The 26,319-nt window shown below is 75.3% G+C and carries 30 protein-coding genes and 2 tRNA genes; 22 read left to right on the top strand and 10 right to left on the bottom strand.

The features are described from left to right. The first annotated feature begins 62 nt into the window (after window positions 1-62). Window positions 63-1,955, top strand: coding sequence for a hypothetical protein (locus tag SH587_RS14030; protein ID WP_320671254.1), 1,893 nt, complete (start codon window positions 63-65; stop codon window positions 1,953-1,955). Window positions 1,956-1,963: 8 nt separating this feature from the next. On the opposite strand, the gene SH587_RS14025 is transcribed toward SH587_RS14030, so the two are convergent. Continuing rightward, window positions 1,964-2,581, bottom strand: a complete 618-nt coding sequence (locus SH587_RS14025) for an ATP-dependent Clp protease proteolytic subunit (protein ID WP_320671253.1) — start codon at window positions 2,579-2,581, stop codon at window positions 1,964-1,966. Between the two features lie 142 nt (window positions 2,582-2,723). Here SH587_RS14025 and SH587_RS14020 point away from each other — a divergent pair, with 142 nt between their 5' ends. From SH587_RS14020 to pgsA, 4 genes are all read left to right on the top strand, one after another. After that, window positions 2,724-3,479: an ABC transporter ATP-binding protein gene (locus tag SH587_RS14020; protein ID WP_320671252.1), complete on the top strand. Its 756-nt coding sequence runs from the start codon at window positions 2,724-2,726 to the stop codon at window positions 3,477-3,479. Continuing rightward, window positions 3,476-4,348, top strand: coding sequence for an ABC transporter permease (locus tag SH587_RS14015; RefSeq protein WP_320671251.1), 873 nt, complete (start codon window positions 3,476-3,478; stop codon window positions 4,346-4,348). Before SH587_RS14020 ends, SH587_RS14015 begins: the two co-directional genes overlap by 4 nt. Next, the gene (locus tag SH587_RS14010; RefSeq protein ID WP_320671250.1) at window positions 4,345-5,232 is read left to right on the top strand and encodes an EamA family transporter; all 888 of its coding nucleotides are present in this window, start codon (window positions 4,345-4,347) and stop codon (window positions 5,230-5,232) included. Before SH587_RS14015 ends, SH587_RS14010 begins: the two co-directional genes overlap by 4 nt. 61 nt (window positions 5,233-5,293) lie before the next feature. Next, entirely contained in the window at window positions 5,294-5,839 is a 546-nt protein-coding gene (pgsA, locus tag SH587_RS14005) for a CDP-diacylglycerol--glycerol-3-phosphate 3-phosphatidyltransferase (RefSeq protein WP_320671249.1), read from the top strand. Between the two features lie 6 nt (window positions 5,840-5,845). On the opposite strand, the gene mptA is transcribed toward pgsA, so the two are convergent. Then, complete coding sequence (gene mptA / locus SH587_RS14000) at window positions 5,846-6,847, bottom strand: GTP cyclohydrolase MptA (RefSeq protein ID WP_320671248.1); 1,002 nt, start codon at window positions 6,845-6,847, stop codon at window positions 5,846-5,848. Between the two features lie 344 nt (window positions 6,848-7,191). On the opposite strand from mptA, the gene SH587_RS13995 reads away from it, so the two are divergent. Next, the gene (locus SH587_RS13995) at window positions 7,192-8,355 is read left to right on the top strand and encodes a sigma-70 family RNA polymerase sigma factor (RefSeq protein ID WP_320671247.1); all 1,164 of its coding nucleotides are present in this window, start codon (window positions 7,192-7,194) and stop codon (window positions 8,353-8,355) included. Between the two features lie 80 nt (window positions 8,356-8,435). Here the strand turns inward: SH587_RS13995 and SH587_RS13990 are convergent, their stop codons facing one another. Beyond that, window positions 8,436-9,359: an SCP2 sterol-binding domain-containing protein gene (locus SH587_RS13990; RefSeq protein WP_320671246.1), complete on the bottom strand. Its 924-nt coding sequence runs from the start codon at window positions 9,357-9,359 to the stop codon at window positions 8,436-8,438. Between the two features lie 228 nt (window positions 9,360-9,587). Between SH587_RS13990 and SH587_RS13985 the strand changes: the two genes are divergently transcribed. The 4 genes from SH587_RS13985 to SH587_RS13970 all read left to right on the top strand — a co-directional run bounded on the left by SH587_RS13985 (window position 9,588) and on the right by SH587_RS13970 (window position 11,490). Continuing rightward, window positions 9,588-9,669 (top strand) — tRNA-Tyr (locus SH587_RS13985). A 185-nt stretch (window positions 9,670-9,854) separates the two neighbouring features. Further along, on the top strand, window positions 9,855-10,214 hold the full coding sequence (locus tag SH587_RS13980) for a VOC family protein (RefSeq protein WP_320671245.1): 360 nt from the start codon (window positions 9,855-9,857) through the stop codon (window positions 10,212-10,214). 75 nt (window positions 10,215-10,289) lie between these two features. Then, window positions 10,290-11,060, top strand: coding sequence for a HipA family kinase (locus SH587_RS13975; protein WP_320671244.1), 771 nt, complete (start codon window positions 10,290-10,292; stop codon window positions 11,058-11,060). Then, window positions 11,044-11,490: a DUF3037 domain-containing protein gene (locus SH587_RS13970; protein ID WP_320671243.1), complete on the top strand. Its 447-nt coding sequence runs from the start codon at window positions 11,044-11,046 to the stop codon at window positions 11,488-11,490. The genes SH587_RS13975 and SH587_RS13970 overlap by 17 nt, the downstream gene beginning before the upstream one ends. On the opposite strand, the gene SH587_RS13965 is transcribed toward SH587_RS13970, so the two are convergent. Then, complete coding sequence (locus SH587_RS13965; protein ID WP_320671242.1) at window positions 11,487-12,500, bottom strand: LacI family DNA-binding transcriptional regulator; 1,014 nt, start codon at window positions 12,498-12,500, stop codon at window positions 11,487-11,489. The two genes, SH587_RS13970 and SH587_RS13965, sit on opposite strands and share 4 nt — an antisense overlap. Before the next feature lie 126 nt (window positions 12,501-12,626). Here SH587_RS13965 and SH587_RS13960 point away from each other — a divergent pair, with 126 nt between their 5' ends. The 3 genes from SH587_RS13960 (at window position 12,627) to SH587_RS13950 (ending at window position 16,605) form a co-directional block, all read left to right on the top strand. Next, on the top strand, window positions 12,627-14,261 hold the full coding sequence (locus tag SH587_RS13960) for an amidohydrolase (RefSeq protein WP_320671241.1): 1,635 nt from the start codon (window positions 12,627-12,629) through the stop codon (window positions 14,259-14,261). Window positions 14,262-14,488: 227 nt separating this feature from the next. Continuing rightward, a complete protein-coding gene (locus tag SH587_RS13955; protein ID WP_320671240.1) occupies window positions 14,489-15,991 on the top strand; it encodes an APC family permease in 1,503 nt (500 codons plus the stop codon). A 26-nt stretch (window positions 15,992-16,017) separates the two neighbouring features. Continuing rightward, window positions 16,018-16,605 (top strand): FKBP-type peptidyl-prolyl cis-trans isomerase, encoded by a 588-nt coding sequence (locus tag SH587_RS13950; RefSeq protein ID WP_320671239.1) that lies wholly within the window; start codon window positions 16,018-16,020, stop codon window positions 16,603-16,605. A gap of 43 nt (window positions 16,606-16,648) precedes the next feature. On the opposite strand, the gene SH587_RS13945 is transcribed toward SH587_RS13950, so the two are convergent. Beyond that, window positions 16,649-17,095, bottom strand: coding sequence for a type II toxin-antitoxin system RatA family toxin (locus SH587_RS13945; protein ID WP_320671238.1), 447 nt, complete (start codon window positions 17,093-17,095; stop codon window positions 16,649-16,651). 121 nt (window positions 17,096-17,216) lie between these two features. Here SH587_RS13945 and SH587_RS13940 point away from each other — a divergent pair, with 121 nt between their 5' ends. After that, complete coding sequence (locus SH587_RS13940; RefSeq protein WP_320671237.1) at window positions 17,217-18,695, top strand: WS/DGAT/MGAT family O-acyltransferase; 1,479 nt, start codon at window positions 17,217-17,219, stop codon at window positions 18,693-18,695. Here the strand turns inward: SH587_RS13940 and SH587_RS13935 are convergent. Then, window positions 18,692-19,144, bottom strand: a complete 453-nt coding sequence (locus SH587_RS13935; RefSeq protein WP_320671236.1) for a type II toxin-antitoxin system RatA family toxin — start codon at window positions 19,142-19,144, stop codon at window positions 18,692-18,694. The two genes, SH587_RS13940 and SH587_RS13935, sit on opposite strands and share 4 nt — an antisense overlap. Before the next feature lie 85 nt (window positions 19,145-19,229). On the opposite strand from SH587_RS13935, the gene SH587_RS13930 reads away from it, so the two are divergent. Beyond that, complete coding sequence (locus SH587_RS13930; protein ID WP_320671235.1) at window positions 19,230-19,673, top strand: type II toxin-antitoxin system RatA family toxin; 444 nt, start codon at window positions 19,230-19,232, stop codon at window positions 19,671-19,673. 22 nt (window positions 19,674-19,695) lie between these two features. Here the strand turns inward: SH587_RS13930 and SH587_RS13925 are convergent, their stop codons facing one another. Further along, window positions 19,696-19,830 (bottom strand): hypothetical protein, encoded by a 135-nt coding sequence (locus SH587_RS13925; protein ID WP_320671234.1) that lies wholly within the window; start codon window positions 19,828-19,830, stop codon window positions 19,696-19,698. Between the two features lie 120 nt (window positions 19,831-19,950). On the opposite strand from SH587_RS13925, the gene SH587_RS13920 reads away from it, so the two are divergent. After that, window positions 19,951-20,023, top strand: a tRNA-Thr gene (locus tag SH587_RS13920). 20 nt (window positions 20,024-20,043) lie between these two features. Here the strand turns inward: SH587_RS13920 and SH587_RS13915 are convergent. Next, window positions 20,044-21,189: a GRAS family protein gene (locus SH587_RS13915; RefSeq protein ID WP_320671233.1), complete on the bottom strand. Its 1,146-nt coding sequence runs from the start codon at window positions 21,187-21,189 to the stop codon at window positions 20,044-20,046. A 133-nt stretch (window positions 21,190-21,322) separates the two neighbouring features. On the opposite strand from SH587_RS13915, the gene SH587_RS13910 reads away from it, so the two are divergent. Continuing rightward, window positions 21,323-21,856: a gamma carbonic anhydrase family protein gene (locus tag SH587_RS13910; protein ID WP_320671232.1), complete on the top strand. Its 534-nt coding sequence runs from the start codon at window positions 21,323-21,325 to the stop codon at window positions 21,854-21,856. A 20-nt stretch (window positions 21,857-21,876) separates the two neighbouring features. On the opposite strand, the gene SH587_RS13905 is transcribed toward SH587_RS13910, so the two are convergent. Together SH587_RS13905 and SH587_RS13900 are read right to left on the bottom strand one after the other, a co-directional pair. Further along, a complete protein-coding gene (locus SH587_RS13905) occupies window positions 21,877-22,611 on the bottom strand; it encodes a hypothetical protein (protein ID WP_320671231.1) in 735 nt (244 codons plus the stop codon). Window positions 22,612-22,708: 97 nt separating this feature from the next. Continuing rightward, window positions 22,709-23,293: a TetR/AcrR family transcriptional regulator gene (locus SH587_RS13900; RefSeq protein WP_320671230.1), complete on the bottom strand. Its 585-nt coding sequence runs from the start codon at window positions 23,291-23,293 to the stop codon at window positions 22,709-22,711. 84 nt (window positions 23,294-23,377) lie between these two features. Between SH587_RS13900 and SH587_RS13895 the strand changes: the two genes are divergently transcribed. The 5 genes from SH587_RS13895 to SH587_RS13875 all read left to right on the top strand — a co-directional run. Next, window positions 23,378-24,028: an FMN-dependent NADH-azoreductase gene (locus SH587_RS13895; RefSeq protein WP_320671229.1), complete on the top strand. Its 651-nt coding sequence runs from the start codon at window positions 23,378-23,380 to the stop codon at window positions 24,026-24,028. After that, window positions 24,025-24,345, top strand: a complete 321-nt coding sequence (locus SH587_RS13890) for a DMT family transporter (RefSeq protein ID WP_320671228.1) — start codon at window positions 24,025-24,027, stop codon at window positions 24,343-24,345. Before SH587_RS13895 ends, SH587_RS13890 begins: the two co-directional genes overlap by 4 nt. A gap of 134 nt (window positions 24,346-24,479) precedes the next feature. Then, window positions 24,480-24,605, top strand: coding sequence for a hypothetical protein (locus tag SH587_RS13885; protein WP_320671227.1), 126 nt, complete (start codon window positions 24,480-24,482; stop codon window positions 24,603-24,605). Between the two features lie 60 nt (window positions 24,606-24,665). After that, window positions 24,666-25,715 carry a tetratricopeptide repeat protein gene (locus SH587_RS13880; RefSeq protein ID WP_320671226.1) on the top strand — a complete coding sequence of 350 codons (1,050 nt, stop codon included), beginning with the start codon at window positions 24,666-24,668 and terminating at the stop codon, window positions 25,713-25,715. Continuing rightward, window positions 25,712-26,319: cysteine peptidase family C39 domain-containing protein (locus SH587_RS13875; RefSeq protein ID WP_320671225.1), on the top strand; the 608-nt coding region annotated here is incomplete at its 3' end. The genes SH587_RS13880 and SH587_RS13875, both read left to right, overlap by 4 nt.

The raw sequence follows: 26,319 nt of genomic DNA, 5'->3' as shown, positions 1-26,319 counted from the left end.
GCTCGCGCGACGTCCGTCTACGGCCTACGCACGGGCATGCGCGGCGGCGCTACGGTCGACCGATGGAGTCCACCGCGATCACCGTGACCGCCCACGAGGGCCGTCCCGTGGTCCTCGCGCCCGACCGCGGCGCGACGGTGACGGCCGGCCTGGCGTTCCGGGTCGGGTGGGCGGACGAGCCGATCCGGCTGCACGGGATCACCCACCTGGTCGAGCACCTGGCCCACGCCCACGTGCCCGACCGGACGGTCCGCCACAACGCCTCGGTCGACGAGACCACGACCGAGTTCTGGGTCCGGGGCGCGGCCGCCGAGGTCACCGCTCACCTGCAGGCGCTGCTCGACGCGCTGGCCCGTCCGCCCGTCGACCAGCTGGCGCGCGAGCGGGGCGTGCTGCGGGCCGAGGGCGGCGCCCCGCTCTCGCCGCTGCTCGCCCGCCGCTTCGCCAACCGCGGCTTCGGGACCGCGTCGTGGGACCAGTTCGCGCTCGAGACCGCGACCGAGGACGACGTCCGTCGCTGGGCCGCCGAGTGGTTCGTGGCCGCCAACCTGTGCCTCTGGTCGACCGCCCCGCTGGCCGCCGAGCTGCGGCTGAGCGTCCCCGCCGGCGAGTCCGCCGCCTGGCCGCTGGTCGAGCGCGGCCCGGACTGCGCGCTGCCCGCCCACCTGGTCTGGGACTACGGCGCCGTCGGCTGGTCGGGCGAGACCGACGCCGGCTGGGCGGGCTCGCTGGCGACCGAGATCCTGGAGCAGCGCGCCCGCGAGCGGCTGCGCCACGAGATGGGCCGCAGCTACGCGGTCCACAACGCGACGATGATCCTCGGCCCGCAGCGGCGGCTGCGCTCGCTGGTGGCCGACCACGAGCAGCGCGGCGACCCGGTCCCGGTCCGCGACGTGCTGCTGCGCGATCTCGACGACCTGGCCGAGCGGGGCCCGGCGGCCGACGAGCTGGCGCGGCTGGTCGGCGCCCGCGTGCGCGCGCTCGACGAGCCGGACACCGCCCCCAGCCTGGCGTCATTGGGGGCGCGGCAGCTGCTGCTGGGGGCCGCGGTCGAGGGGCCGGACGAGCTCCGCGCGGCCTGGCGCGGGGTCGAGCCGGAGCAGGTCCGCCGGGCCGCCGCGCAGCTGCGCGAGTCGCTGCTGCTGGCCGTGCCCGCGTCGGCGCGGCCGGCCGATGCCGCGCTGCCGCCGATCGACCGCCGCCGCGGTGACGACGCGCCGGTCGACGCGCCGCGCTACCGCTGCGGTCGCGCGCGCCAGGGCCTCCGCGACCGCTTCAGCGGCGGCGAGCTGCGGCTGGAGGAGGGCGTCGGGCTCTCGGCCACCCGCGGCGGCCGCAGCGTTCGGATCCCGTTCGCCGACGTGACCGTGGTGGTCGTGGTCGACGAGATCGACGTCCACGCCTACGACGGCGCCGACCGCGTGGTCAGCGCCTGCGTCCACGACGAGGAGGACGAGCGCCGCTGGCTGCGGCCGCTGCTGCGGGCGGTCGGGCCCGAGCGGACCGTCCGGATCGACACCGGCCGTCGCCGGCAGCTGGCCCGGATGACCGAGCTGGCGGGGTCGCAGCTGGGCTCGCGGGCGGCGCTGGGCGGCCGGCTCTACGAGGGCTCCTACGCGCTCAACGCCCACGAGCAGGTCGTCGGCCTGGCCGCGGCCCGGATCGACGGCGACGAGGTGGTGCTCGTGCTGACCGAGGCGCGGCTGCTGTGGCTGCTGGCCGACGACTGGCGGTGGATCGACCTGCACGAGATCCACGAGGCCGTCGCGACCGAGGGCTGGCGCTCCGGGACGCTGCGGGTGACGCTGGAGCGGACGGCGCTGGTCGCCGACCGCGTGCGGGCGAAGGGCCGGGCCAGCGCGCTGGCGGCGGCGATCAACGAGCGCGGCGCGGCGATCCGCGCCACGGCGCCGATCGTCGGCGAGCCCGAGCCGGCCCCCGCCCAGGGCGACTGAAGGGCCCGCTAGTCCTTGTCGCTCGGCGTCGGCGACTCGTCGGAGGAGGCGCCGAGGACCTGGTCGATCAGGCCGTACTCCTTCGCCTCCTGGGGGCTGAAGAAGCGGTCGCGCTCCATGTCGCGCTCGATCACCTCGGCCGGCTGACCGGTCAGGCCGACGTAGATCTGGTTCAGCTTGGTGCGGGTCTTGATCAGCTCGCGGGCGTGGATCTCGATGTCGGTCGCCTGGCCCTCGAAGCCGGAGACCGACGGCTGGTGGGTGAGGATCCGCGAGTTCGGCAGCGAGAAGCGCTTGCCCTTGGCGCCGCCGGCCAGCAGCAGCGAGCCGGCCGACATCGCGATCCCGACGCAGATCGTCCGCACGTCGGGGCGGACGAAGTTCATCGTGTCGAGGATCGCCAGCCCGGCGGTCACCGACCCGCCCGGCGAGTTGATGTAGAGCGAGATGTCCTTGTCCTCGTCGTCCGAGGCCAGGTGCAGCAGCTGGGCGACGACGAGGTTGGCGATCTGATCGTCGATCGGCTGGCCGAGGAAGATGATCCGCTCGTTGAGGAGACGGCTGAAGATGTCGTACTCGCGCTCGCCGCGCGCGGTGCGCTCGACGACGACCGGAACCAAAGGCATGCCGACACCCTAGCGAGCAGCCGCGACCGGCTCGCAACCGCCCCGACCCCCGCCCGACGCGACGTTCCGGACGGTCCACGACCGGAACGTCGCACGGCCTGCCGCCCCGGACGTGGTGATGGCGTCATCTACAGTGGAGGACGTGTCCTCTCCCGTCCCGCCCGCGCTCCGCGTCCGCGGGTTCACGAAGACCTACGCCGACGGATTCACCGCCGTCGAGGGGCTCGACCTGGAGGTGCCGGACGGCGCCTTCTTCGGGCTCCTCGGTCCCAACGGCGCCGGCAAGACGACCCTGATCGGGGCCGTCAGCAACCTCGTCCGCCCGACCGCCGGGCAGATCGAGATCTTCGGTCACGAGCACACGACCCGCGAGGCCCGGCGGCTGGTCGGCCTGGCCGAGCAGGACATCAACCTCGACCGCTTCATGAACGTCGACGAGGTGCTGATCTACCACGCCGGCTACTTCGGGATCGGCCGCGCCCGCGCCCAGGCGCGCGCGAAGGAGCTGATGGACGTCTTCGACCTCTCGGCGAAGGCCAAGGTCCGGCCGCCGGCGCTCTCGGGCGGGATGCGGCGGCGGCTGCTGTTCGCCCGCGCGCTGATGCACTCGCCGCGGCTGCTGATCCTCGACGAGCCGACCGCCGGCGTCGACGTCGAGCTGCGGACCGAGCTGTGGGAGTACACCCGTCGCCTGCACGAGGTCGGCACCACGATCCTGCTGACGACCCACTACCTGGAGGAGGCCGAGGCCCTCTGCCAGGAGATCGCCCTGATCCGCCGGGGCCGGATCATCGCCCGCGACAGCGCCGACGGCCTCCGCCGGCGCTACGGCGCCCGCGACATCGCCGAGGTCTACCTGCGGGCGATGGCCGACGAGCCGACGGAGGCCCCCGCGTGAGCAGCACCCACGTCACCGACCCGGCGGCGGTCGTCGCCGCCCGCGACGCCGGCCAGCGCTGCGCCGGCCACCTGCCCGCGCCGCCCTCGCCGCAGGAGCCGTTCGCCGAGGAGCGCCGCGGCCTGCTCTGGCTCTGCGAGCGCGAGATCCTCCGCTTCCTGAAGCTCTGGGTGCAGACGATCGTCGCGCCGGTGATCTCGTCGCTGCTCTTCATCGTCGTCTTTGGGATCGCGCTCGGCGACCGGATCGCGGCCGTCGACGGGGTCCCCTACGACCAGTTCATCGTCCCCGGGCTGGTGGTCCAGGCGATCCTCACCGCCGCCTACTCGAACAACTCCTCGACGCTCTTCCAGGCCCGCTCGGACCGCTTCCTCAACGACGTCCTGTCGAGCCCGCTGCGGTGGTGGGAGGTCAACATCGGGGTCGCGATCGGCGGCGTCGTCCGCGGCCTGCTGACGGGCGCGGTGCTGCTGGTCGCCGCCGTCCTGATGACCGGGGTCGCGATCGAGCAGCCGCTGATCCTGGTCGTGGCCACCGCGCTGGTGCTGGTGGCGTTCGCCCAGCTCGGCGTGATCGCGGGCATCTACGCCAAGTCGTGGGACTTCATGGCCTTCGTGACCACGCTGGTGATCCTGCCGCTGAGCTTCCTGGGCGGGATCTTCTACTCGGTCGATCGGCTGCCCGAGGGCTGGCAGGTGGTCAGCCACCTGAACCCGATCTTCTACCTGGTGCAGGCGTTCCGCGAGGGCTTCTCCGGCACCAGCGACGTGCCGATCGGGCTCTCGCTGGCGGTCGTCGCGCTGCTGGCGGTGACGCTCAGCGGCTGGTGCGCCTGGCTCTTCCGGACCGGGCACCGGCTGAAGCCGTGAGCGGCGCGGCCGCGCCCGGGCACGACCGCCGGGCGCCCGACGTGCTGCTGGTGCTGGGCGCGATCGGGTCGATCCAGATCTCGGCCGCGGTCGCGACCCACATGTTCGACCGCGTCGGCGCGGCCGGGGCGACCTTCGTCCGGACGGCGATCGCGGCGGCGATCCTGCTGGCGCTGGTGCGGCCGCGCTGGCGGGCGCTCGACGCCGCCGGCCGCCGGGCGGTGGTCCCGTACGGGATCGCGCTCGGGGTGATGAACATGGCCTTCTACCTCGGCGTCGACCGGGTCGACCTGGGGGTCGCGGTGGCGATCGAGTTCCTCGGTCCGCTGACCGTCGGGGCGGTGATGGCGCGCCGCGCCCGTGACCGCGCCTGGGTGGTGGTGGCCGCGCTCGGCGTGCTGGCCCTGACCGAGCCCTGGAGCGCCGACGCCGCCGACCCGATCGGCGTCGCCTGGCTGCTGCTGGCCGCGCTCTGCTGGGGGCTGTACATCCCGCTCGGCGCCCGCGCGGCGGCCCAGCTGCCGGGGTTGGAGCCGGTCGCGATCGCGATGGTGATGGCGGCGCTGGTGGCGCTGGTCCCGGGCGTGATCGAGGGCGGCGGCGACCTCGGCCAGGGCTACGTGCTGGCGATCGGGGCGCTGACCGCGATCACCGGCTCGGTGGTCCCGTACTCGCTGGAGCAGTTGGCGCTGCGGCGGATCCCGCCGGGGATCTTCGGGGTCCTGATGGCGCTCGAGCCGGCGGTCGCGCTGCTGGCCGGCCTGGCCGTGCTGGGCCAGCAGCCGCACGTCGTCGGCCTGCTCGGGATCGTGCTGGTGGTGGCGGCCGGGGTCGGGGTGACCCGGGCGGCGTCGCCGGCGACCGCGGCGACGCCCGTCCCCTGAGCGGGTCGGAGCCCCGTTCGGGCGCACGCGTCGCCCGCGCACGCGATACTTCCGGGCGCCCGTGCCGCCCCTCAACGTCCCGAACGTCCTGACCGTGGGGCGGATCCTGCTGGTGCCGCTGTTCATCGCCGCGCTGCTCCAGCGCAGCGACGGCTGGGACGTCGTCGGGGCCGCGATCTTCGTCGTCGCCGGGGTCACCGACTTCATCGACGGCTGGCTGGCGCGCCGCAGCGAGCAGATCTCGTCGTTCGGCAAGCTCGCCGACCCGCTGGCCGACAAGCTGCTGGTCGGCGGGGCGCTGATCGTCCTCGTCCACCTCGACCGGCTGGCGCTGTGGATCGCCGTGGTGGTGATCGGCCGCGAGGTCGTCGTGCAGCTGGCGCGGACCTTCGCCGCCCAGCAGGGCGAGGTGATCGCCGCCGCCTGGCTCGGCAAGTGGAAGGCGGCGATCCAGATGCTGGTGATCCTGCTGCTGATCCTGATCGTGCCGTCGCCGACCTGGCTCGACGTGCTGGTCTACGGGATGGTCGCGATCACGCTCTGGAGCGGCGTCGACTACTTCCTCGGCATGCGCCGGGCGATGCGGTCGCCGACCCCGACCGCCTGACGCGGCTCAGCGGCCGGCCGCGTCCAGCCACTCGCGGAGCGAGGTGTGGGTCGCCGGCTCGACGCCGCCGACCAGCTCGGTCCGCAGCTCGCCGAGCGTCCCGTAGCGCTCCGCGATCACGTCGTGCTGGTGGATCGTCTCCAGGTTCTCCTGCTTGGCCAGCACGAACGCCTCGTCGGCCAGGCCGCCGAAGCCCTCGACCACCCCGCGCAGCATCTCGCGCACGCAGTCCTCGACGAAGCGCGGGTTGCGGTGGGCCTTCTCGACCACCGAGCCCTCGTCGCTGCGCTTCATCAGCTCGTAGATCTCCGAGCTCATCGACGACTCGACGACGCGCATCAGGTCGAGTGCGTCGAGGTCGGCCGTCGAGTCCTCGGTCCGGCCCAGCAGCAGCGTGCCGAGGCCGCGCTGGTTGTGGGTCGCGACCGGCACCGCCTCGAAGATCCGGGCGATCTGGGCGTCGTCGAAGCCGGCCTCGCGCAGGCGGCCCTCGGAGCTGTCGCGCAGGTGCTCCTGGGCGCAGGGGCAGGCGGTCATCCCCTGGGCGGTGACGCCGGTGATCGTGCGGGTGCCGGCGTCGGTGGCGACGGCGATCCCGTGGAGGGTGAAGATCTCCTGGGTCGGGATCCCCGAGACCGGCGCGGGGCGGTCCTCCGGGTAGCGGGCGGTGATCCGGACCTCGGCCCGGCGGGCGCCCTGGCGCTCCCGGATCGCGACCGCCACCCGGCGGGCCAGGTCCTCGGCCCGCAGCACCGGCGCGGCGCCGACGACCTCGTCGGCGATCGCCCCGTTGACGACCTCCTCGAAGCGCGACATGTGGGCGCCCTTCTGGTGCGGCCCGAGGTCGACGACCGTCTCCAGCGTCGCCAGGTAGGGGACCTCCTCGCCGGGCTGGCCGACGCGGATCAGCTTCTCGACGCCGGCGACCCCGACCCGCGAGAGCGCGACGTGGACCGTCGGCTCCTGGTTCTGGACGTCGAGGGCGGAGTGGGCGGTGGTGGTGGTCATCGGGACGGGTCCTCGTGGTCGGCCGCCGGCCGGGTCGACGGTGGGCGGAGCGCCGAACGGATCGCTCCATACGGTACGCACTCGCCGCCGCGACCCCGCTGCGACGGGCGTCGGCGGCGCGCGCGATGCCCCGTGGGAAGCGGGCGTTGTGTGACCAGCGTCACCCTCGCAGCGCTGATCGCTGGAAGCTGTGCTAGACCTTGGCGACAGCGAACGGCCGTCGTCGGCACCGCGGGCAGGCAGGCCCGGGGCGATGATCCGGCCGCCGCTGGGAGAGAGAACTGGAGAGCCCGCCGGCGGTGTCCGGAGGGCGTCGAAGAACCGACTGAGGAGAAGGTTCCGACGTGAGCGACAACGAGGCCTTGCTGGCCGACGAGGCGCCGATCACCGAGATCGACGAGTTGCGGGCACTGATCGCCGACGGACAGGAACGCGGGTATCTGACCGTGTCCCAGATCGCGGCGGTCCTCGAGGAGGCCGAGGTCACGAAGGAGCAGGTTCGCGACCTGCACGCGCACCTGGAGGAGCTGGGCGTCGACGTCCTCCACGGCGACGGCGACCACCACGGCGACGCGACCGACCGCACCGCCCGCGAGGCGGAGCGGCTGGAGCAGGCCGGGGCGCGCAAGGACCGCGAGGCCGGCGCGGCCAAGTCGCGGCCCCAGATCGACCTGACGGTCGAGCCGAGCCTCGACTCGCTGCGGATGTACCTGCGGTCGATCGGCCGCGTGGCGCTGCTGACGGCCGACCAGGAGGTCCAGCTGGCGAAGCGGATCGAGCGCGGCGACGTCGAGGCCAAGCGGGCGATGATCGAGGCCAACCTGCGCCTCGTCGTCTCGATCGCGAAGGCCTACCTCGGCCGCGGGCTGAGCTTCCTGGACCTGATCCAGGAGGGCTCGCTGGGCCTGATCCGCGCGGTCGAGAAGTTCGACTACCGCCGCGGCTACAAGTTCTCGACCTACGCGACGTGGTGGATCCGCCAGGCGGTCACCCGCGCGATCGCCGACAAGGGCCGGACGATCCGGATCCCGGTCCACATGGTCGAGAAGCTGAACAAGGTCGTCCACGTCGAGCGCCAGCTGGTGCAGACCCTGGGCCGCCAGCCGACCCCGGAGGAGATCGCCACCGAGGTCGAGATGGAGGTCCGCGACGTCCGCGACATCCTCCGGATCTCGCAGCAGCCGATCTCGCTCGAGAAGCCGGTCGGCGAGGACGAGGAGTCCTCGCTCGGCGACTTCGTCGAGGACAAGGACGCCGAGTCCCCGTTCGAGCTGACCAGCGAGCAGCTGCGCCGCGAGCACGTCCGCCGCGCGCTGTCGACGCTGCCGAAGCGCGAGCGCGAGGTGATCGAGATGCGCTTCGGCCTCTCCGGCGACCAGCCGTGCACGCTCGAGGAGGTCGGCCGCGCGTTCGACGTCACCCGCGAGCGGATCCGCCAGATCGAGAGCCACACGCTCAAGAAGCTCGAGTCGCTGCCCGAGGCGCAGCGGCTCCGCGACGCGGTCTAGCCGCACCGTCGCGAGGGAGAAACGTCAGGGGCCCCGTGGGAGGCGGGGCCCCTTTCGACGTTCTGGGGTGCGGGTGGTCCTCAGCCGTTCGGCGACGGGATCACGAACATCGTCAGCAGCCGCGCGGCCGCCGGCAGGTCGCCGCTGATCCGCAGCTTGCGGCGGACGAAGGCCAGCGCCGGCTGGCTGTTGCCGGTGATGACCTTGAGGAACTCGACGGTGTCGAGCCGGATCAGGGCGGTCGGGTCCTCGACGCCCTCGTGGACCGGCGTGCACGCCCCGTCGGCGATCCGGATCGCGCGCCGCAGGGTCGGCTCGTCGTCGGGGCCGGTGATCGCCCAGCCGATCGTGGCGTTGACGCCCTCGGCCCGGTGGGGCTTGAAGAAGGCGGGGAACTGGTCGAGCGCCTGGTCGACGACCAGCTCCCGGACGGCGCCGCGCAGCCGTCGCTGGAGCCGCTTGGGATCCTCGTCGCCGATCAGGCGGGCGAGCGCCCGGACGTCGAAGTCGAGCGGATCGAGCCGCTCGGCGGCGCCCGCGGCGGCGCCCGGCACGCGGAAGAAGCCGGCCAGCTCGAGCGCGAAGGGGGCGTCGCCCGACAGCTCGAGCGTGCCCCGCAGCAGCCACTCGGCCGGACGGCCGGCGCCGGTGGTCAGCTGCAGCAGCTCGGCGGCGCCGAGCCGCAGGCCGACGCGCGGCTCGACCGCGGGATCGGCCGGGCCGGTCGTGCAGGCGCCGCGGTCCAGACGGACGTGGTGGCGGGACTCCGGCTCGCCCTCGTCGGCGACCGTGAAGCCGAGCACGACGTCCTCGAGCGCGGCGATCCGCTCGCCGTCGACGTACTCCGGGAACCGCCGGAACAGCTCGTCGAGCACCAGCTGGCGGGCGGCGCCGGTCAGCTCGCGCCGCAGCTGGGCGGGGTCGCGATCACGGACGATCCGCGCCAGCTCGGCCGCGTCGGCGTCGCGGGCGAGGGCGGCGATGTCGGTCGGCACGGTGCTCATCGGACGGCGATTCTACCAGGGGTAGGAACGGCGGCGGGGAACGGCGCCCCGCGACGTCGAACCGCGGTCTCGCGCGCGGCCGCGGACGGCCCTCCGCGATTCAACGTCCCGGCGACGCCGAATCGCGTTCTCGCCCGGCTGGCCGGGCGAGAACGCACCTCTCCGCGAGGCGGGCGGGGGCGGACGACACGGAGACGAGCGCGCGCGCTAGCATCGCTGCTCGCCCTCGGGGGGATGTCCGAGTGGTTAAAGGAGACGGGCTGTAAACCCGTTGGCTCTGCCTACGCAGGTTCGAATCCTGCTCCCCCCATGAAACGAAGCCCCCGGCCACGGCCGGGGGCTTCGTCGTTTCGGGCCCGCGCCTCGCGGGCGGCGGAGAACGGTCGGATCTTTTGACATCGGCCCGCCCCACCGCCCGATTTCCCTTCCGGTCACCTGCTGACCGCAATCGCTGGGAGCATCGCGCTCTCGCAACCGACTCGCAGGAGGAACCCCATGGCCACCATCAGCAAGCTCGACTTCGTCGGCATCCCGTCCCAGGACGCGGAGCGCTCGCGGCGCTTCTACGGCGAGGTGCTCGGGCTGCGGCAGGACGACAAGCAGGCGACCGAGTTCTGGATCGGCGAGACCTGCGTCTCGATCTGGGAGCCGGCGCGGCAGGGCCGTCCCTTCGCACCCCAGAAGAACGCCCACCTGGCCCTCCATGTCGACGACGTCGCCGCCGCCCGGGCCGAGCTCGAGGCGAAGGGGGTCGTCTTCGAGGGCGACACGTTCGACACCGGCGTCTGTCACATGGCGCTCTTCACCGACCCCGACGGCAACGACCTGATGCTCCACTCGCGCCACACGCACTGAGCCCCGCCCGCCCGGCCCGGCCCGCCCCGCCGCTCGGCGCGGGGCGGCGACGGCCCGCCGGGTACCCTGCCCTGCGTGCTGCGCACCGTCCAGGCCACCCGCTACGTCTCGCCGCTGCGCGAGGGCGGATCGGTCCCGGCGCTGGTCGAGGCGGACGACCTGGGGCTCTACGTCGTCAAGCTCTCCGGCGCCGCCCAGGGGACCAAGGCGCTGGTGGCCGAGATCGTCGTCGGCGAGCTGGCCCGGGCGCTCGCCGCGGCCGCGCCCGACCTCGGCCTGCTGGTGCCCGAGGTGGTGCTCGTCGACCTGCCGCGCGACCTCTCCGTCGCCGAGCCCGACCCCGAGATCCAGGAGCACCTGGCCGCCAGCGCGGGCCTCAACGTCGGCCTCGACTTCCTGCCCCGCGCGTTGCCCTACGTGCCCGCCGCCGGCCCGCAGCCGAGCCCCGAGCTGGCCGCGGCGATCGTCTGGCTCGACGCGCTCGGCGAGAACGTCGACCGCACGCCCCGCAACCCCAACCTGCTGACCTGGCACGACCGGGTCTGGCTGATCGACCACGGCGCCGCCCGCTACCGCCAGCACGCCGGCCTCGACCCGGCCAAGGCCCGCGGCCGGTTCGCCGCGATCCGCGACCACGTGCTGCTGCCGCGCGCGGCCTCGATCGTGGACGCCGACGCCCGCCTGGCCCCGCTGGTCACCGACGACCTGGTCCGGCGGGTGGTCGGCCTGGTGCCCGAGCCGTGGCTCGACGCCGAGGCGGCCGCGCTCCACGTCGACGACCTGCTGGCGCGGCTGCGGTCCCCGCGCGACTTCGTGGAGGAGGCCGAGCATGCCCGCAGCGCCTGAGCCCGTCGCCGACGGCCGTGAGGTCTTCCAGTACGCGGTCCTGCGCGTGGTCCCGTCGCAGGAGCGGGGCGAGGCGCTGAACGTCGGCGTCGTCCTCCACTGCCGCCGGCGGGCCTTCCTCGGCGTGCGGGTGCGGGTCGACCGCGAGCGGCTGGCGGCGCTCGACCCCGGGCTCGACCTCGAGGCGCTGCGGCGGCACCTGGACGGGATCGTCCGCGTCGCCGAGGGCGATCCGGCCGCCGGTGCGGTCGCGGCGATGGATCGCTCCGACCGCTTCGGCTGGATCGCCGCCCCGTCGAGCACGATCGTCCAGCCCGGCCCGGTCCACATCGGGCTCTGCGACGACCCCGAGGCCGCCCTCGAGCGGCTGACCGCGCAGCTGGTCGCGCCGCCGACCGCCGATCGGCCCGGACCGGCCCCCCGCGCCTAGCGCTGGGTGCTGGCGCGGATCCGCAGCGCCGCCGGCACCACCACCGGCGCCTCGGGATCCTCGCCCTCCAGCCGCGCCACCAGCAGCCGCGCCGCCGCCGCGCCCTGGTCCTGGGGCAGCAGGTCGATGGTGGTGATCGGCGGCGTCGCCTCGCGCGTCTGCTGGCTGTCGATGCCGCTCGCCACCAGCAGGTCGCCGGGGACGTCGAGGCCGCGGTCGCGGGCCGCCCGCACGACGCCGTTGGCGTAGCTCTCGGCGAGGGCGAAGATCGCGTCCGGTCGCTGCGGCCGGTCGAGCAGCCGGCCGGCGCTCTCGAAGGCCGACGCCTCCAGCCGGTGCAGCCCGGTGACCTCGACGATCGGCTCGTCGCCGCGCTCGGCGCACCAGCCGCGGTAGGCGCGCTCGGACTCGGCCGACCAGGCCCAGTCGGACTCGGCGGCGAGCATCGCGATCCGGGTCGCGCCGGCGTCGGCCAGGTGGTCGAGCAGCTGGCGGGTGTTGGCCTCGTTGTCGCCGCGGACGTACCAGCGGTGCTCGGGCCGGCCGAGGTCGCGCTCGATCGTGACGACCGGCAGGTCGAGCTCCTCGAACAGCGCCACCCGCGGGTCCGACCGGCCGGGGTCGCAGAGGATCCCGCCGTCGACGCCCAGCTCGCGCAGCTCGGCGACCGTCTTCAGCGGCGGCGTCAGCAGCAGCGGGTGGTGGCGCTCGAAGGCGGCGCCGGCGGCCGACATCGCCAGCTGCATGTAGTAGTCGAGGCTGAGCAGCTCGCGCTCGGCGTCGAGCGTCTCGACCGCCGGCAGCAGCATCGCGATCACGCCGGTGCGGCCGGAGCGCAGGGCGCGGGCGGCGCGGCTGGCGCGGTAGCCCAGCTCGGCGGCGACGTCGATCACGCGCTGGCGGGTCGAGGGGTCGACGTTGCCCTTGCCGTTGAGCGCGTGGGAGACCGTGGTCACCGACACGCCAGCGGTGGCGGCGACGTCGCGGATCGTGACCCGACGCTCGGACATCGGCGAGACGGTACTCCACCGTGGGGCGGCGGCGGACGCCGGCCCGCCGCCAGCGTACGTCGCACGCACGCCGCCGCACGGCGAAAGAATCTCCCCCTCCAAAACGTTTTGGGCTACGGTTCCACCATGGCGACGACGACCCGCACCACGACGACCGCCGATCTCGCCGTGCTCGGCGCGACCGTCCGGACGCTCGATCCGGCGCGGCCGACCGCCAGCGCGATCGCGATCCGCGACGGCGTGATCGTGGCCGTCGGCGACGACGCCGAGGTGCGCGAGTCCTGCGACGCGCGGACGACGCTGATCGACGGCGCCGGGACCGCGATCGTCCCCGGCCTGGTCGACTCCCACATCCACCCGGTCTGGGGCGCCGAGCTGACCCGCGGCGTCGACCTGCGCGGCCTGCGGACCCTCGACGGCGTCCGCGACGCGCTGCTGGCCGAGCGGCGGCGGGTCGGCGACGGGGCCTGGATCCGCGGCTGGGGGCTGGACTACGCCGCCTTCGCCGGCCGCCCGATCGAGGCCGCCGCGATCGCCGAGGCGGTCGCCGGCGCCCCGACGCTGCTGCTCTTCTTCGACATCCACACCGCCCTCGCCAGCCCCGCCGCGCTGGCCGCCGCCGGGATCGACGGCCCGGTCGACTTCCCCGACGCCTCCGAGGTCGTCTGCCGCGACGGCGTGCCGACCGGCGAGCTGCGCGAGATGAGCGCCTACGGCCTGATCCTCGACGCCGCGCCGCAGCCGACCGAGGCCGAGTACCGGACGATGGTCGCCGGCACCCTCCGGCGGCTGGCCAGCCTCGGCCTGACCGGCGGCCACGCGATGGACGGCTCGCCCGAGACCTTCGCCCTGCTGCGCGAGCTGGAGGCGTCCGGCGACCTGCCCCAGCGGCTGGTCGTCCCGCTCTGGCAGACCCCCGACGTCAGCGACGAGCAGATCGAGGCCCACCTGCCGCTGGTCGGCGAGCACGGGCGCCGTTGGCGCGGTGGCGTGGCCAAGCTCTTCATCGACGGCGTGATCGACTCCGGCACCGCCTGGCTCTACGAGGCCGACACCCACGGCGACGGCGTGGCGCCGTTCTGGCCCGACCCGAGCCGCTACGACGAGGTCGTGGCCCGCTTCGCCGGCGCCGGCTTCCAGTGCGTCACCCACGCCTGCGGCGACCGCGGGGTGGCCGCCGCGCTCGACGCCTACCGCGCGGCCGACGCCCGCCCCGCCAACGGCGCACCGCACCGGATCGAGCACCTGGAGACCATGGCCGACCACGATCTGGCGCGGCTGGTGGCCGAGGACGTCGTCGCCTCGATGCAGCCGCTGCACATGCAGTGGCGCCAGGCCGACGGATCGGACTCGTGGACCGAGCGGCTGGGGCCGGAGCGGACCGCGCGCGCCTTCCGCGCCCGCGACGTGCTCGACGCCGGCGGCCGCCTGGCCCTCGGCTCGGACTGGCCGGTCGCGCAGGAGGACCCGCGGCTGGGGATGGCGTGGGCGCGGCTGCGGCGGCTGCCGGGCCAGCCCGACGCCCCGGTCTTCGAGCCGGAGCAGGCGCTGACCGGGCTCGAGGCGCTGCGCGGCTACAGCGACTGGGCGGCGGCGACGATCGGCGAGCAGGACCGGCAGGGGCGGATCGCCCCCGGCTTCGTCGCCGACCTGAGCGGGTTCGCGGCCGATCCGGCCGAGGTCGCGGCCGACGAGCTGCCGGCGCTGCCGGTGCGGCTGACGGTCGTCGACGGCGAGGTCGTCCACCGGGACGAGGGCTGAGCGAGGGCGTCGCCCACCCGGCGACGCCGGCGGGACACGGCGGCCGGCGGGCCGCCGACCAGGGCCGCGCGCGGCGCGGCGGAGCGGGACGACCCGGCCGAGCGGCCGGGAGGCGACCCGGCGCGCCGGCGCCGGGGCGGTCGGCGACGTCCGGCCGCGGTGGCGATCCGACCGACGGAGCGGCGCCGGCAGCGAGAACCACGACGGGCACACGCAGGAGGACGACCATGGGAACCACGACGGTGCAGGACGCAGCCGACAGCCCCGAGCCCCGCGCGGCGACCGCCGCCGCGCCGCCCCCGTCCGCGGCCACGCGGCTGCGGGCCGGCACGATCGGCGCCTGGGACCTGGTCTTCTTCGTCGTCGCGGCCGCCGCGCCCCTGACGGTGATGTCGGGCGTCGCGCCGCTGGCGATCCAGTTCGGCGGCGTCGGCGCGCCCGGCGGCTACCTGGTGGCCGGGATCGTGATGGCGACCTTCGCCGTCGGCTTCACCGCGATGAGCCGCCACGTGCCCAACGCCGGCGCCTTCTACGCCTACATCGGCCGCGGGCTCGGGCGGCCGCTCGGCGTCGGCGCCTCGCTGGTCGCCGTGCTGGCCTACAACGCGATCGGGATCGGCCTGCTGGCGGCGACCGGCACCTTCGCCGCGACGACGATGCGCGACGTGCTCCACGTCGACCTGCCGTGGTGGCTGTGGGGGCTGGTGGCGTGGGCGATCGTCGGCGTCCTCGGCTACCGCAACATCACCCTCAGCGCCCGCGTGCTCGGCCTGTTCCTGCTGCTGGAGGTGGCGATCCTCGGCGTGCTCGCCGTGCCGGTGCTGCTCGACGGCGGCCGCGAGGGGCTGAGCTTCGCCAGCTTCGACCCCTCGAACGTCTTCACCGGCGGCGTCGGGGCGCTGTTCGTGATCACCTTCGGCGCCTTCCTCGGCTTCGAGTCGACGGCGATCTACAGCGAGGAGGCCCGCGACCCGCGCCGTACCGTCCGCCGCGCGACCTTCGCCTCGGTCGCCTTCCTGGCGCTCTTCTACACCCTGATCGTGTGGATGATCCTGATGGCCTTCGGGCCGGCGGCGGGGCTCGACGTGGCCGCGAAGGACCCGACCGGGATGTTCTTCACCGCCACCCACGACTGGGTCGGCCAGGGCGCGACCGACGTGATGCACGTCCTGATCGTGACCAGCGCGCTGGCCGCGACGCTGGCCTTCCACAACGCCTCGGCCCGCTACTTCCACGCGCTCGGGCGCGAGGGGATCCTGCCGCGGGCGCTCGGGCGGGCCAACGCCGCCGGCGCCCCCGGCCCGGCGAGCCTGACCCAGACCGGCCTCGCCTTCGCGGTGATCGCGCTCTTCACGCTCTTCGGCGCCGACCCCTACATGCAGACCTTCCTCTGGACCAACGGCACCGGGATCCTCGGCGTGATCGCGCTCCAGGCGCTCTGCTCGGTGGCCGTGATCGGCTTCTTCCGCCGCGACCATCGCGACGCCACGCTCGTCCAGCGGCTGGTCGCCCCGGGGCTGGCCGCGCTGGCGCTGGCGGCGACCTGCGTCCTGATCGTGAAGAACTTCGACCTGCTGACCGCGGCCGGGACGACGGCCAACGTGCTGCTGATCGTGCCGCTGCCGATCGCGTTCGCGATCGGGGTCGTGCGGGCGCTGCGGATCCGGCGCCGCGACGCCGCCGCCTACGGTCGCCTGACGACGGTCGACGTGGCCGAGGCGAGCGCCTGAGCGCGCGCTGGACTACGCTGCCCCGCATGACCGGACGCCACCTGCTTCCCGTTCCCCTGGTCGTGCTCGCGCTGATCGCCGCCGGCTGCGGCGACGAGCGGACGTCGAAGGACACCGAGAGCAGCGGGGGCTCGACCGCGACCGAGCAGACCACCGCGTCGACCGAGGCGCCCGCGGGCGGCGACGTCGCCGGCGGCGCCGCGGCCGACAAGATCGCCAGCGAGGTCGGCGACGACGTCAAGAAGGCGCCGAAGGTCCCGAAGACCTCGGGCGAGCCGCCGAAGGAGCTGCAGGCGAAGGACGTCGTGGTCGGCGACGGCCCGGCGGCCAAGCTCGGCGACAACGTCCAGGTCCAGTACACGCTGGCGCTGTGGGGCGGCGACAAGGTCGAGTCGTCGTGGGACTCCGGCCAGCCGGCGTCCTTCCCGCTCGTCGAGGGTGGCCTGATCGACGGCTGGATCAAGGGCGTCCCGGGGATGAAGGCCGGCGGCCGCCGCGTGCTCGTCGTGCCGCCGGACCAGGGCTACGGCCCCGGCGGCCAGCCGCCGTCGATCCCCGGCGACAGCACGCTGGTCTTCGTCATCGACCTGGTCGGGACCGGCCAGGGCGGCTGATCGCGCGGGCGGGCGGCGCCGGGAACTCCGGCGCCGGGCCCGCTCAGGCGCCCTCGGCGAGCCGCTTCAGCTCGTCGGGACGGGCGCCGACCAGGATCGAGCGGACGAGGCCCTCGACCGGGCCCTTGACCAGCATCCCCAGCACGCGGCCGGGGTCGACCTCGACCGCGTAGGTCGCGCGGGTCCGCCCGCCGCCGAGGTCGTCGAGCCCCCAGAAGCCGGTCAGGGCCTTCACGTCGCCCTTCTCCTGGACCCACGAGAGCCGGTGCGGCGGCTCGTGGGTGAAGCGGACGCGGGTCTTGATCGACTTGACCTTCGCGTCGCTGACGATCTCGCAGAGCACCGGCCGGCCCTCGCCGTCGCGCTCCAGGATCTCGATCGACTGGACCCCGCCCTGCCACTCGACGATCGTCGAGATGTCCTCGATCAGGGGCCACACCTGCTCGATCGGGGCGTCGATCTCGCTGCTCGCCTCGCCACTCAGTGCCATCGGGTCCTCCTCGTCGGTCGCGGCGGAACGGTAGCCCACGGGCGCCGCGGGCGCGAGCGTCGCCGGACGCCCCCGCGTCGCCCGGCGGCCGGATAGGGTCGCCGCAGGAGGAGACCACCGGATGCGGCAGCTCACCAGCCTCGACGCGCTGTTCCTGGCCCACGAGGGCGACCGCACGGTCGGGCACGTGTCGGCCTACGTCGTCCTCGACCCGTCCGACGCGCCGGGCGGGCAGGTGACGATCGAGGCCCTGCGCGACATGATGCACAGCCGGATGCCGCTGCTGCCGCCGTTCCGGTGGAAGCTCGTCGGCGTCCCGCTCGGGATCGACCACGGCTACTGGGCGACCGATCCCGACTTCGACCTCGGCTACCACGTGCGCGAGACCGCGGTCCCGGCGCCGGGCGGCGACCGCGAGGTGGCGACGCTCGTCGGCCGGCTCTTCTCGCAGCCGCTCGACCGCGAGCGCCCGCTCTGGGAGCTGTACCTGATCCAGGGCCTGGCCGACGGCCGCTGCGCGCTCTTCTCGAAGGTCCACCACGCGCTGGTCGACGGGGTCTCCGGGGCCGAGATCCTGGGCGCGCTGTTCGACCTCTCGCCGGAGGGACGGACGGTCGAGGCGCCGACCGGGACCGAGCTGGAGCACCCTCCGAGTCAGCTGGAGATGCTGCTGCGGGGCGTCGCGGCGACCCCCAAGCGGCTGCGGCGGCAGGCGACGGCGCTGCCGCGGCTGGTGGCCAACGCGGGCGCGATCCCCGGCTCGGGCTGGGTGCCGGGGCTGCGGACGGCGGGACGGGTGGCGCGCGCGATCGCGCGGCCGCTGACCGGCGACGACCGGCCGCTGCTGGAGCCGCCGACCGGCTCGGCGCCCGAGGTGCCGTTCAGCCGCCGGCTCAGCGGGCACCTGCGGATGGCCCACGTGCGGCTCGACCTGGAGCAGGTGAAGGCGGTCAAGGCCGCCCTCGGCACCACGGTCAACGACGTGATCATGGCGGTCGCGGCCGGCGGCGTCCGCCACTGGCTGGCCGCGCACGAGGCGCTGCCGGAGGAGCCGCTGCTGGCGCTGGTGCCGGTCTCGGTCCGGACGCCCGAGCAGTACGGGACCTTCGGCAACCGGGTCGGCGGGATGGTGGTGCCGCTGCCGACCAACCTCCGCGAGCCGGACGAGCGGCTGGCGGCGGCGCGGGCGGCGATGCAGACCGCCAAGGAGCGCCACCGGGCGGTGCCGGCCGACACGCTGATCGACGCCACCCGCTTCCTGCCGCCGGCGCTCTTCGCCCAGGCGACGAAGATCACGCTCGGGATCGCCGGCCGGCCGGGGGTGCGGCCGCCGATGAACCTGATCGTCTCGAACGTGCCGGGGCCGCAGGTTCCGCTCTACTGCGCGGGCGCCCGGATCGAGCAGGTGGTGCCGGTCTCGCCGGTCACCCACGGGGTCGGGATGAACATCACCGTGATGAGCTACCTGGGCCGGATCGATGCCGGGATCGTCGTCGACCGCGACCAGGTGCCCGACCCGGAGCTGGTGGCCGAGGGGATGGAGCGCGAGCTGGCCGCGCTGCGGGCGCTGGCGGGGATCGGGTCGAACGGCGGCGGCTAGGCGGTCGCGGCGAGCCGCGCGCGCAGCTCCTCCGGGCGGCGGGTGACCAGCCGCTCGCGGAGCTTCTGCTCGACCTCGCCGCGGACGAACATCCCGAGCCCGAAGCCGGGGTCGATGTCGAGCGCGTAGGTGGCGCGGGTGCGGTCGCCGCCCAGGTCCTCGAGCGTCCACGAGCCGTCCATCGAGGCCAGGTCGCCGGACTCCTGGCGCCAGCTGAGGCGGGTCGGCTGCTCGTGGCGGAAGCGGATCGTCGCCTTCAGCACCCGGACCTTGGCGTCGATCTCGAAGCGGGCGGTCAGGGCGCGGCCGTCGGGGTCGCGGTCGAGCACCCGGACGCCGTCCATCGTGCCCTGCCACTCGCCGATCGTGGCGATGTCGGCGATCACGTCCCAGACGCGCGCGATCGGCGCGTCGAGCTCGGCGCTGGCGGTGCCCTTCAAGCGTCCCACGTGCGGTCCTCCCGGCGGATTGGGGCGCACGCTACCCGTTCGGGCGGCGGTCGTCGGCGCGGCGCGGGCGGATAGCGTGCCGGCCGTGCAGCGCGGCAGCCACAGCGAGACGATCCCCGGCGACGCGGAGGCCTGCTTCGCGGTCCTGCTCGACTTCGAGCGCTACACGGAGTGGCAGGGGGCGGTGACCAGCTGCCGGGTGCTGGAGCGGGACGACCAGGGCCGGGGGAGCCTGATCGAGACCGAGCTCGACCTGAAGATCCGGCGGGCGCGCTACGTGCTCCGCTACCACTACGACCCGCCGCGGCGGATCTGGTGGGAGTACGTCGAGGGCGACCTGCGCTCGATCGACGGCGAGTACCGGTTCGAGCAGCAGGCGGACGGGACGACGGTCGCGACCTACGAGGTCGGGGTCGACCTGGGGTTCCCGGTCCCGGGACGGGTGGCGCGCGCGGTCGCCGAGCGGGCCTTGCGGACCGCGGTGGCGGAGCTGCGCGACCGCGTCGCGAGCGGGGCCGGCCGGGCCTGAACGGCGCCGGCGGGCACCCGGCTCAGGCGACGGGGCGCGGGGGCTGCGGGTGCTGCTCGTGGGCGCTGCGGCCCCGGGTCGGGGCGGGCTGGGCGCTGCCGAGCCGTCCGAGCTCGAGGAAGCCGCTGCCGATGGCGGTGACGATCGTGCGAATCATGATGATCCGATCATAAGAAGCCGGTGGCGAGCGATGGGTGCGGTGCCGCACACGACGCTCCCGCCGGCCACGGCGGTCGCCCCACACGTCGCGCCCCGGCCCGCTACTCTTCCGACTCCCGCCCTCTTAGCTCAGTTGGTAGAGCACTTCCATGGTAAGGAAGGGGTCGCCGGTTCGAGTCCGGCAGAGGGCTCTCCCGGAACCGCCTGCCCGTCAGGCGGTTTCGTCGTTCCGGGGCCTGGGGTCGGCGCAGACGACGGCCAGCAGCGGCACGCCGTCGACGTCGATCGCCACGTGGCCCGGGCGGCTGGCGACGGTGATCCCCCGGTCGACGTCGCCGAGCGCGGGGGCGACGACGGTGGCCGGGACGAAGCCGGCGCGGACCAGCCGCTCGACCCAGGCGGCGGCCGGCTCGTGGCGCTCGGCGCGGGCGTCGTCGCGGCCGGCCAGCACGTCCTCGATCTCGCGGGCGAAGAAGCGCTTCATCCCGGCCCGCTCCGCGTCGCCGGCGTCGACGCGGTCGATCAGGCCGAAGAGCGCCGAGTAGTGGGCCAGGCACTGCTCGAAGCGGCGGGCAAGGTCGTCGGTCAGGTGGTCGGCGCTCGGCTCGCAGAGCACGATCGCCGCCGGATCGAGCGCCCGCAGCCGGGTCAGCACCCGGTCGCGAGCGGCCGCGGCGTCGCGGGCGTCGGCGCCGGCGATGTGGTGGAGCGCGAACGACGCGCCCACCACCACCCGCTCGGCGGCGGCCGCGGCGTCGGCGAACCGTCGCCACTGCTCGTCGTCCAGCCCCTCGATCGTGCCCTCGACGGCCAGCAGCTCGAGGGCGATCCCGTGGCGGCGGGCGCGGGCGGTCAGCGTCCGGCGCGCCTGGGCGAGGCCGTCCGGATCGGGATCGACGGCCAGCACCCGCAGCCGCCGCGGGGCACGGCCGCGACGGGCCAGCTCGTCGAGCAGGTCGGCCTCCTGCTCGCCGAGGCCGATCCCGGGCGCCACCAGCGCGACGTCGTCGGCACCGGCGAGCGCGTCGGCCAGCACGCGGTTGGCGATCCCGCGGGCGATCGCGACCAGCGGCAGGTGGGCCGCCAGCAGGTCGAAGAGCGACAGCTGCGAGCGGTCGAACGCGCGCAGGTAGAGGTTGGTCCCGGCGGGGCGGTCGTCGAGCCGCCGGGCCAGCGCGGCCGCGAAGATCTCGGCGGTCAGGTCGTGGGAGCGGCGGGCGTCGTCGAGCAGCCGCTCCAGGCGACGGCGGGCGGCAGGCCGGTCGTCGGCGAGGAGGGCGGCGAGCGCGGCCCGCAGCCGCTGCTCCCGCTGGCGGCGCTCGGTCGGTCGGATCGCGGTGGCGGGCGGGCAGGTCATCTCGTTCCGGGGGACGCGGGCGACCCGTCGGGGCCTTACGCCGCCGGCGGCTAGGCTTCTGCGCCATGCAGGCGTCGCGTGCTCGTCAATCGCCGGTCGTCGTCGCCGGCCGGTCCGGACGGGGGAGCCGCTGATGGCGACCCTGGTCGAGCTGGACGGCGTCCGTCCGACGATCGGCGAGGACGTCTTCCTGGCCCCGACGGCGGTGCTGATCGGCGACGTCCGGATCGGCGACCGCTCCAGCGTCTGGTTCGGCGCGGTCCTGCGCGGCGACGAGTCGCGGATCGAGATCGGCGCCGAGTGCTCGATCCAGGACAACGTCGTCGTCCACTGCGCCGAGGACCTGCCGACGGTCGTCGGCCGCGGCTGCACCGTCGGCCACTCGGCGGTCCTCGAGGGCTGCACGATCGAGGACGGCGCACTGGTCGGGATGGGCGCCGTGGTGCTCCAGCACGCCCGGGTCGGCGCGGGCGCGATGCTCGCCGCCGGCGCCGTCCTCAGCGAGCGGCGGAGCGTCGCCCCCGGACGGCTGGCCGCCGGCGTGCCCGCCCGCGAGCGGGACACGCCCTCCGGCTCGATGGAGCAGTGGATGCGGATCGCCGTCGACGACTACCAGCGGCTGCGCCGGACCTACCTCGCGACCGCGCGCGTGGTCGAGCCCGGCTGAGCCGCGGCCTGCGGCGCCCCTCAGCGCTTCTTCTTGCCCGCCGGGTAGATCGTCAGCTTCCAGACCGTGACGGTCGTGCAGGTGACGCCCGGCGTCGGGTCCGACTCGTCCTGGCAGCGGGCCTCGTCGCGGCCGGTGAGGGTCAGCGACGAGCGGCGGGCCAGCCGCTTGGGGTCGAACTTGCCCTTGCCGACGTTCAGCAGCACGTTGCCGGTCCGGACGGTCATCCCGTCCCAGACCCAGCGGCAGTCGGGGTAGAGCGCCGACGTCCCCAGGACGGTGTCCTCGGAGAAGGTCAGCCGGCGGCCGGTCAGGAACGAGACCAGGCCCTGGCCGGTGAAGTTGCGCTTGCCGACGCAGCCGCCGCTGGTGTCCGGGCGGTCCTCGCCGCAGACGACGCTGATGCCGCCGCCCTTGCGCTCGACCGTACCGGCCAGCGGCAGGGTCGAGATCTGGCGGCCGCCCTTGTCGCGGACCCACAGGCCCCACGTGTTGCCCGAGCCGGTGACGGTGCCCTTCAGGGCCCGGGCGTGGGAGAACTCGATCGTCTCGGTGCCGCTGCCGCGGAAGCCGGTCGGCTTGTTCTGGCAGACCGGCTCGGGCACCGGCACCGCTTGCCAGGTCGTCTTCTGGGAGCCGCTGAGCTTGAAGGTCACGGCGCGGTTGGCGTAGGGCGCGGCCGAGGCGGCTGGCGCGAGGACGGCCACGGCGGCGGCGGTGGCGACCAGGGCGGGCAGGAAGCGCGGGGGCGTCATGGCTCCAGCCTGGGCCACGTGGGCGTCGCCCACATCGGGGAGGGACCCGTGGGAGCACCCCCAAACCGTCCGCGCCGCCGCACCCCTGGGGTCGCCGTCACCCCAGGACGCCGCGCAGCACCCGCCGCAGCGCCGCGGCGGCCGCGGCGGGCGAGACGCCGCGCTCGTCGAGCAGGTGCTGGTGGACGCCGGCGCCGACCGTCGCCAGCAGCAGGTCGGCGAGCGCGACCGGGTCGGCGTCGTCGGCCGCGGCGCCCGGCCGCTGCCGCAGCAGCAGCACCAGGTGCTGGTGCCAGGCCGCGTGGGTCGCGGTCCGGAAGGGCGACGCGGGCGACGCCCCGTCGGCCGCCGCCAGCACGTCGCGGTGCTCGATCACCAGCCGCTGGAGCGCCAGCAGGAACGCCTCCAGCCGCTCGTCGGGCGCGGCGCCGGGGCCGAGCGGGGGCGGCCCGCGCAGCAGATCCTCCTGCAGCCGCCGCTCCTGCTCGTCGACCAGCGCCAGCAGCAGCCCGCGCTTGTCGCCGAACGCGCGGTAGATCGTCCCGGGACCGACGCCGGCGGCGCGCGCGACCTCGGCCACCCGCAGCGCCTCGGCTCCCTCGCGGGTGACCGCGGCCGCCGTCGCGCGGAGGATCGCGTCGCGGTTGCGGACCGCGTCGCGGCGCCGGGGAGCGGGGCTCATCGGCCCATCCTGACAGAAGCGGAGCAGATTCCGCTACAAATAAGCGGAGTACGTTCCGCTTCTACCCCGTCCGAGAGGTCGCCCGTGTCCCGCCTGCTGCTCGTCTCCGCTTCGCCCCGTGGCGAGGCGTCCGAATCCCGCCGTCTCTCCGCGGCGCTGCTCGACGGCCACGCCGCGGCCGGCGGCGGCCCGGTCGACCGGCTCGACCTCTTCGCCGACCCGCTGCCGCCGTTCGCCGCCCGCGAGGCGACGGCGAAGATGGCCGTGATCGGCGGCAGCGTCCCGACCGGCGTCGACGCCGCGGCCTGGGAGCGGGTGCTGGCGCTCGGGGCCCGGGTCGCCGCCGCCGACGCGCTGGTGCTGGCGGCGCCGATGTGGAACAGCGGGATCCCGTGGGCGCTGAAGCTGTTCGTCGACACGGTCACCCAGCCCGGCGTCGCCTTCCGCTTCGACCCCGAGCGCGGCTACGTTGGGCTGCTCGGCGGGCGGCGGGCGGCGGTGCTGGCCACCAGCCACGTCTACGCGCCCGGCGTCCCGGCCGCCTTCGGGGTCGACCACCACGTCGCCTACCTGGAGCAGTGGCTGACGATGTGCGGCTTCGGGCCGGTCGACGTCGTCCGGCTGCAGCCGTCGCGGCCCGGATCTCCCGGGCTGGAGCAGCGGCGCGAACGGGCCCTGGCCGAGGCGCGGGCGGTCGGTCGCGCGCTCGCCGCGGTCCCGGCGGTGGCGCGGTGAGCGGCTGGTCGTGGCTGGGGCTGGCCGCCCTGCTCGAGGTCGCCTGGTCGCAGAGCATCAAGCCGACCGAGGGCTTCACCCGTCCGCTGCCGACCCTCGTCTGCCTGCTGCTGTTCGTCGCCGCCGTGCTGCCGCTGTCGAAGGCGATGCAGTCGCTGCCGGTCGGCACCGCCTACGTCGTCTTCACCGGCGTCGGCGGCGTCGGCGCGGTGGTGCTGGGGATCGCCCTCTCCGGCGATCCGCTGACCGCGCTGCGGGTGCTCGGGGCGGCGCTGGTGGTGGCCGGGGTGGTGGTGCTGCGGGTCTCCGGCGGGTGAGGCGTCGGCACCGCTGTGCGACGGGGCCGGCACCCGGACGGCACTGTCGAACGGACCGGCGCCTGGAATGGTCGCCGCTGTCGCCGCCGACGCTTGGGCGGCCGCCGCGGCGCTGGGCCGGGCGGAGGGGGCGATTGGGACACACCATCTGCGACGCCGCTGCGGCGTCGCTCGACCCTGAGGAGGGGACCATGGAGATCACCATCGAGGTGAAGGCCGGCGGGCTGAGCACCAACCACGCGGAGGGCGTCGGCCGCTGAGCCGTCGGGTGCTCGCGCGGGGAGGGGAGTCCTCCTTCCCGCGCGGGCACCGCCTCCACGATGACCGGGGCCACCCACCACGCCGCCAGCCTCGAGCGGCTCGCCGCCGGGCGGGCGACCGAGGCCCTCGAAGCGGCCCGCGCGGCCGTCGCCGCCTTCCACGCCAGCGTCGGTCCGGAGCACCCGGACAGCGCCAACGCCGCGCTCGCCCGGGCCCGCGCCGCGCTGGCCGCCGGCGAGCTGGACGAGGCGCGGACCGCGGCCGAGACCGCCCGCGCCACGATCGCGGCGCTGACGCCGGACCCGACCGGGCCGATCGCCCGGATCGCCGTCCAGGCCCGCTGCGCTGCGGCCGAGGCCGCGCGCCGCCAGGGCCGCTACCCGGCCGCCGCCGCCGGCTTCCGGGCCGCGATCGACGAGGCCGAGCGCTGGCTCGGCCCGGCCGACCCCGACCTGGCGCTGGCCTGCAACGGGCTGGCGCTCGTCGCCCGCTACCGCGGTGCCCACGACGACGCCGAGCGCGGCTACCGGCGGGCGCTGGCGATCGTCGGCCGTGACGGGCTCGACGGGGCGGCGGTGCTCCACAACCTGGCCGGCCTCGAGCACGCCCGCGGCCGCGCCGGCAACGCGCTGGCGCTCGCCCGACGGGCGTGGGAGATCCGGGTCCGCGAGCTGGGGCCCGACCATCCCGACGCGCTCGGCGACCAGGCCCAGGTCGGCGAGCTGCTGCGCTGCGACGGCCGGCTCGACGAGGCCGAGGGGATGCTCGACGACGTCCGCCGGCGGTGGGCGGCGCTGCGCGGTGACGACGACCTGGAGGTGGCGATCGCGCTCCACGGGCTGGCGCTGGTGGCCGCCGACCGCGGCGACCACCGCACGGCCGTCACCCGCGGGCGCGCCGCGCTGCGGATCAAGCGCGCGCGGCTCGGCCCGAACCACCCCGAGCTGGCGGCCACGCTCCACAACCTCGGTCGCAGCCGCCGCGCGGCGGGCGACCCCGCGGGCGGCCGGCGGGCGCTGGCCCAGGCGGTCCTGGTCCTGGAGCGGGCCGGGGTCACCGGCGACCACCCGGTGCTGGTCGCCTGCCGGCGGGGCCTGGCCGAGCCGTGAGGCGGCGGCTCGTCCCGCGGGTCGTCCAGACCTCGGCGATGGACTGCGGGCCCGCGGCGCTGGCGGCGCTGCTGCGCGGCCACCGGATCGCCGCCGACGTCGCGACGCTGCGGGCGCGCTGCGCGACCGACGTCGACGGGACCTCGATCGCCGCCCTGGCCGACGCCTCGCGCGAGCACGGGCTGCCGCTGACCCAGCGGCTGCTGCCGCCCGAGCACGTCGGCCGCGGGCCCGACGCGACGCTGCCGCTGATCGCCGTGGTCACCGCGCCCGGCGACGTGCCGCACTTCGCCGTCCTCTGGCGGGCGCGGGGGCCGCTCGTGCAGGTGCTCGACCCGGCCTGCGGCCGGCGCTGGATGCGGCGGCGGACGGTCGTCCGCTGGCTCTGGCGCCACCAGGCGATGGTCTCGCGCGCGGCCTGGGAGGGCTGGAGCGCCGGCCCGGCGATGCACGACCCGCTGGAGCGACGGCTGCGACGGCTGGGGGTCGGTCGCCGGCGCCGGCAGCGGCTGCTGGACGGCCCCGGGGTGGCCGTCGCCGACCTCGACGCGGCGGCCCGCGCGACCGCGGCGATCGCCCGGCGGGGGCGGCGCGGCCGCACGCT

The organism is Patulibacter defluvii (assembly GCF_034096925.1).
In the GTDB taxonomy this organism is placed as follows: Bacteria; Actinomycetota; Thermoleophilia; order Solirubrobacterales; family Solirubrobacteraceae; genus Patulibacter; species Patulibacter defluvii.
Note: the sequence above shows the minus strand (reverse complement) of the source record. Positions and strands in the feature narration are given on the sequence as shown.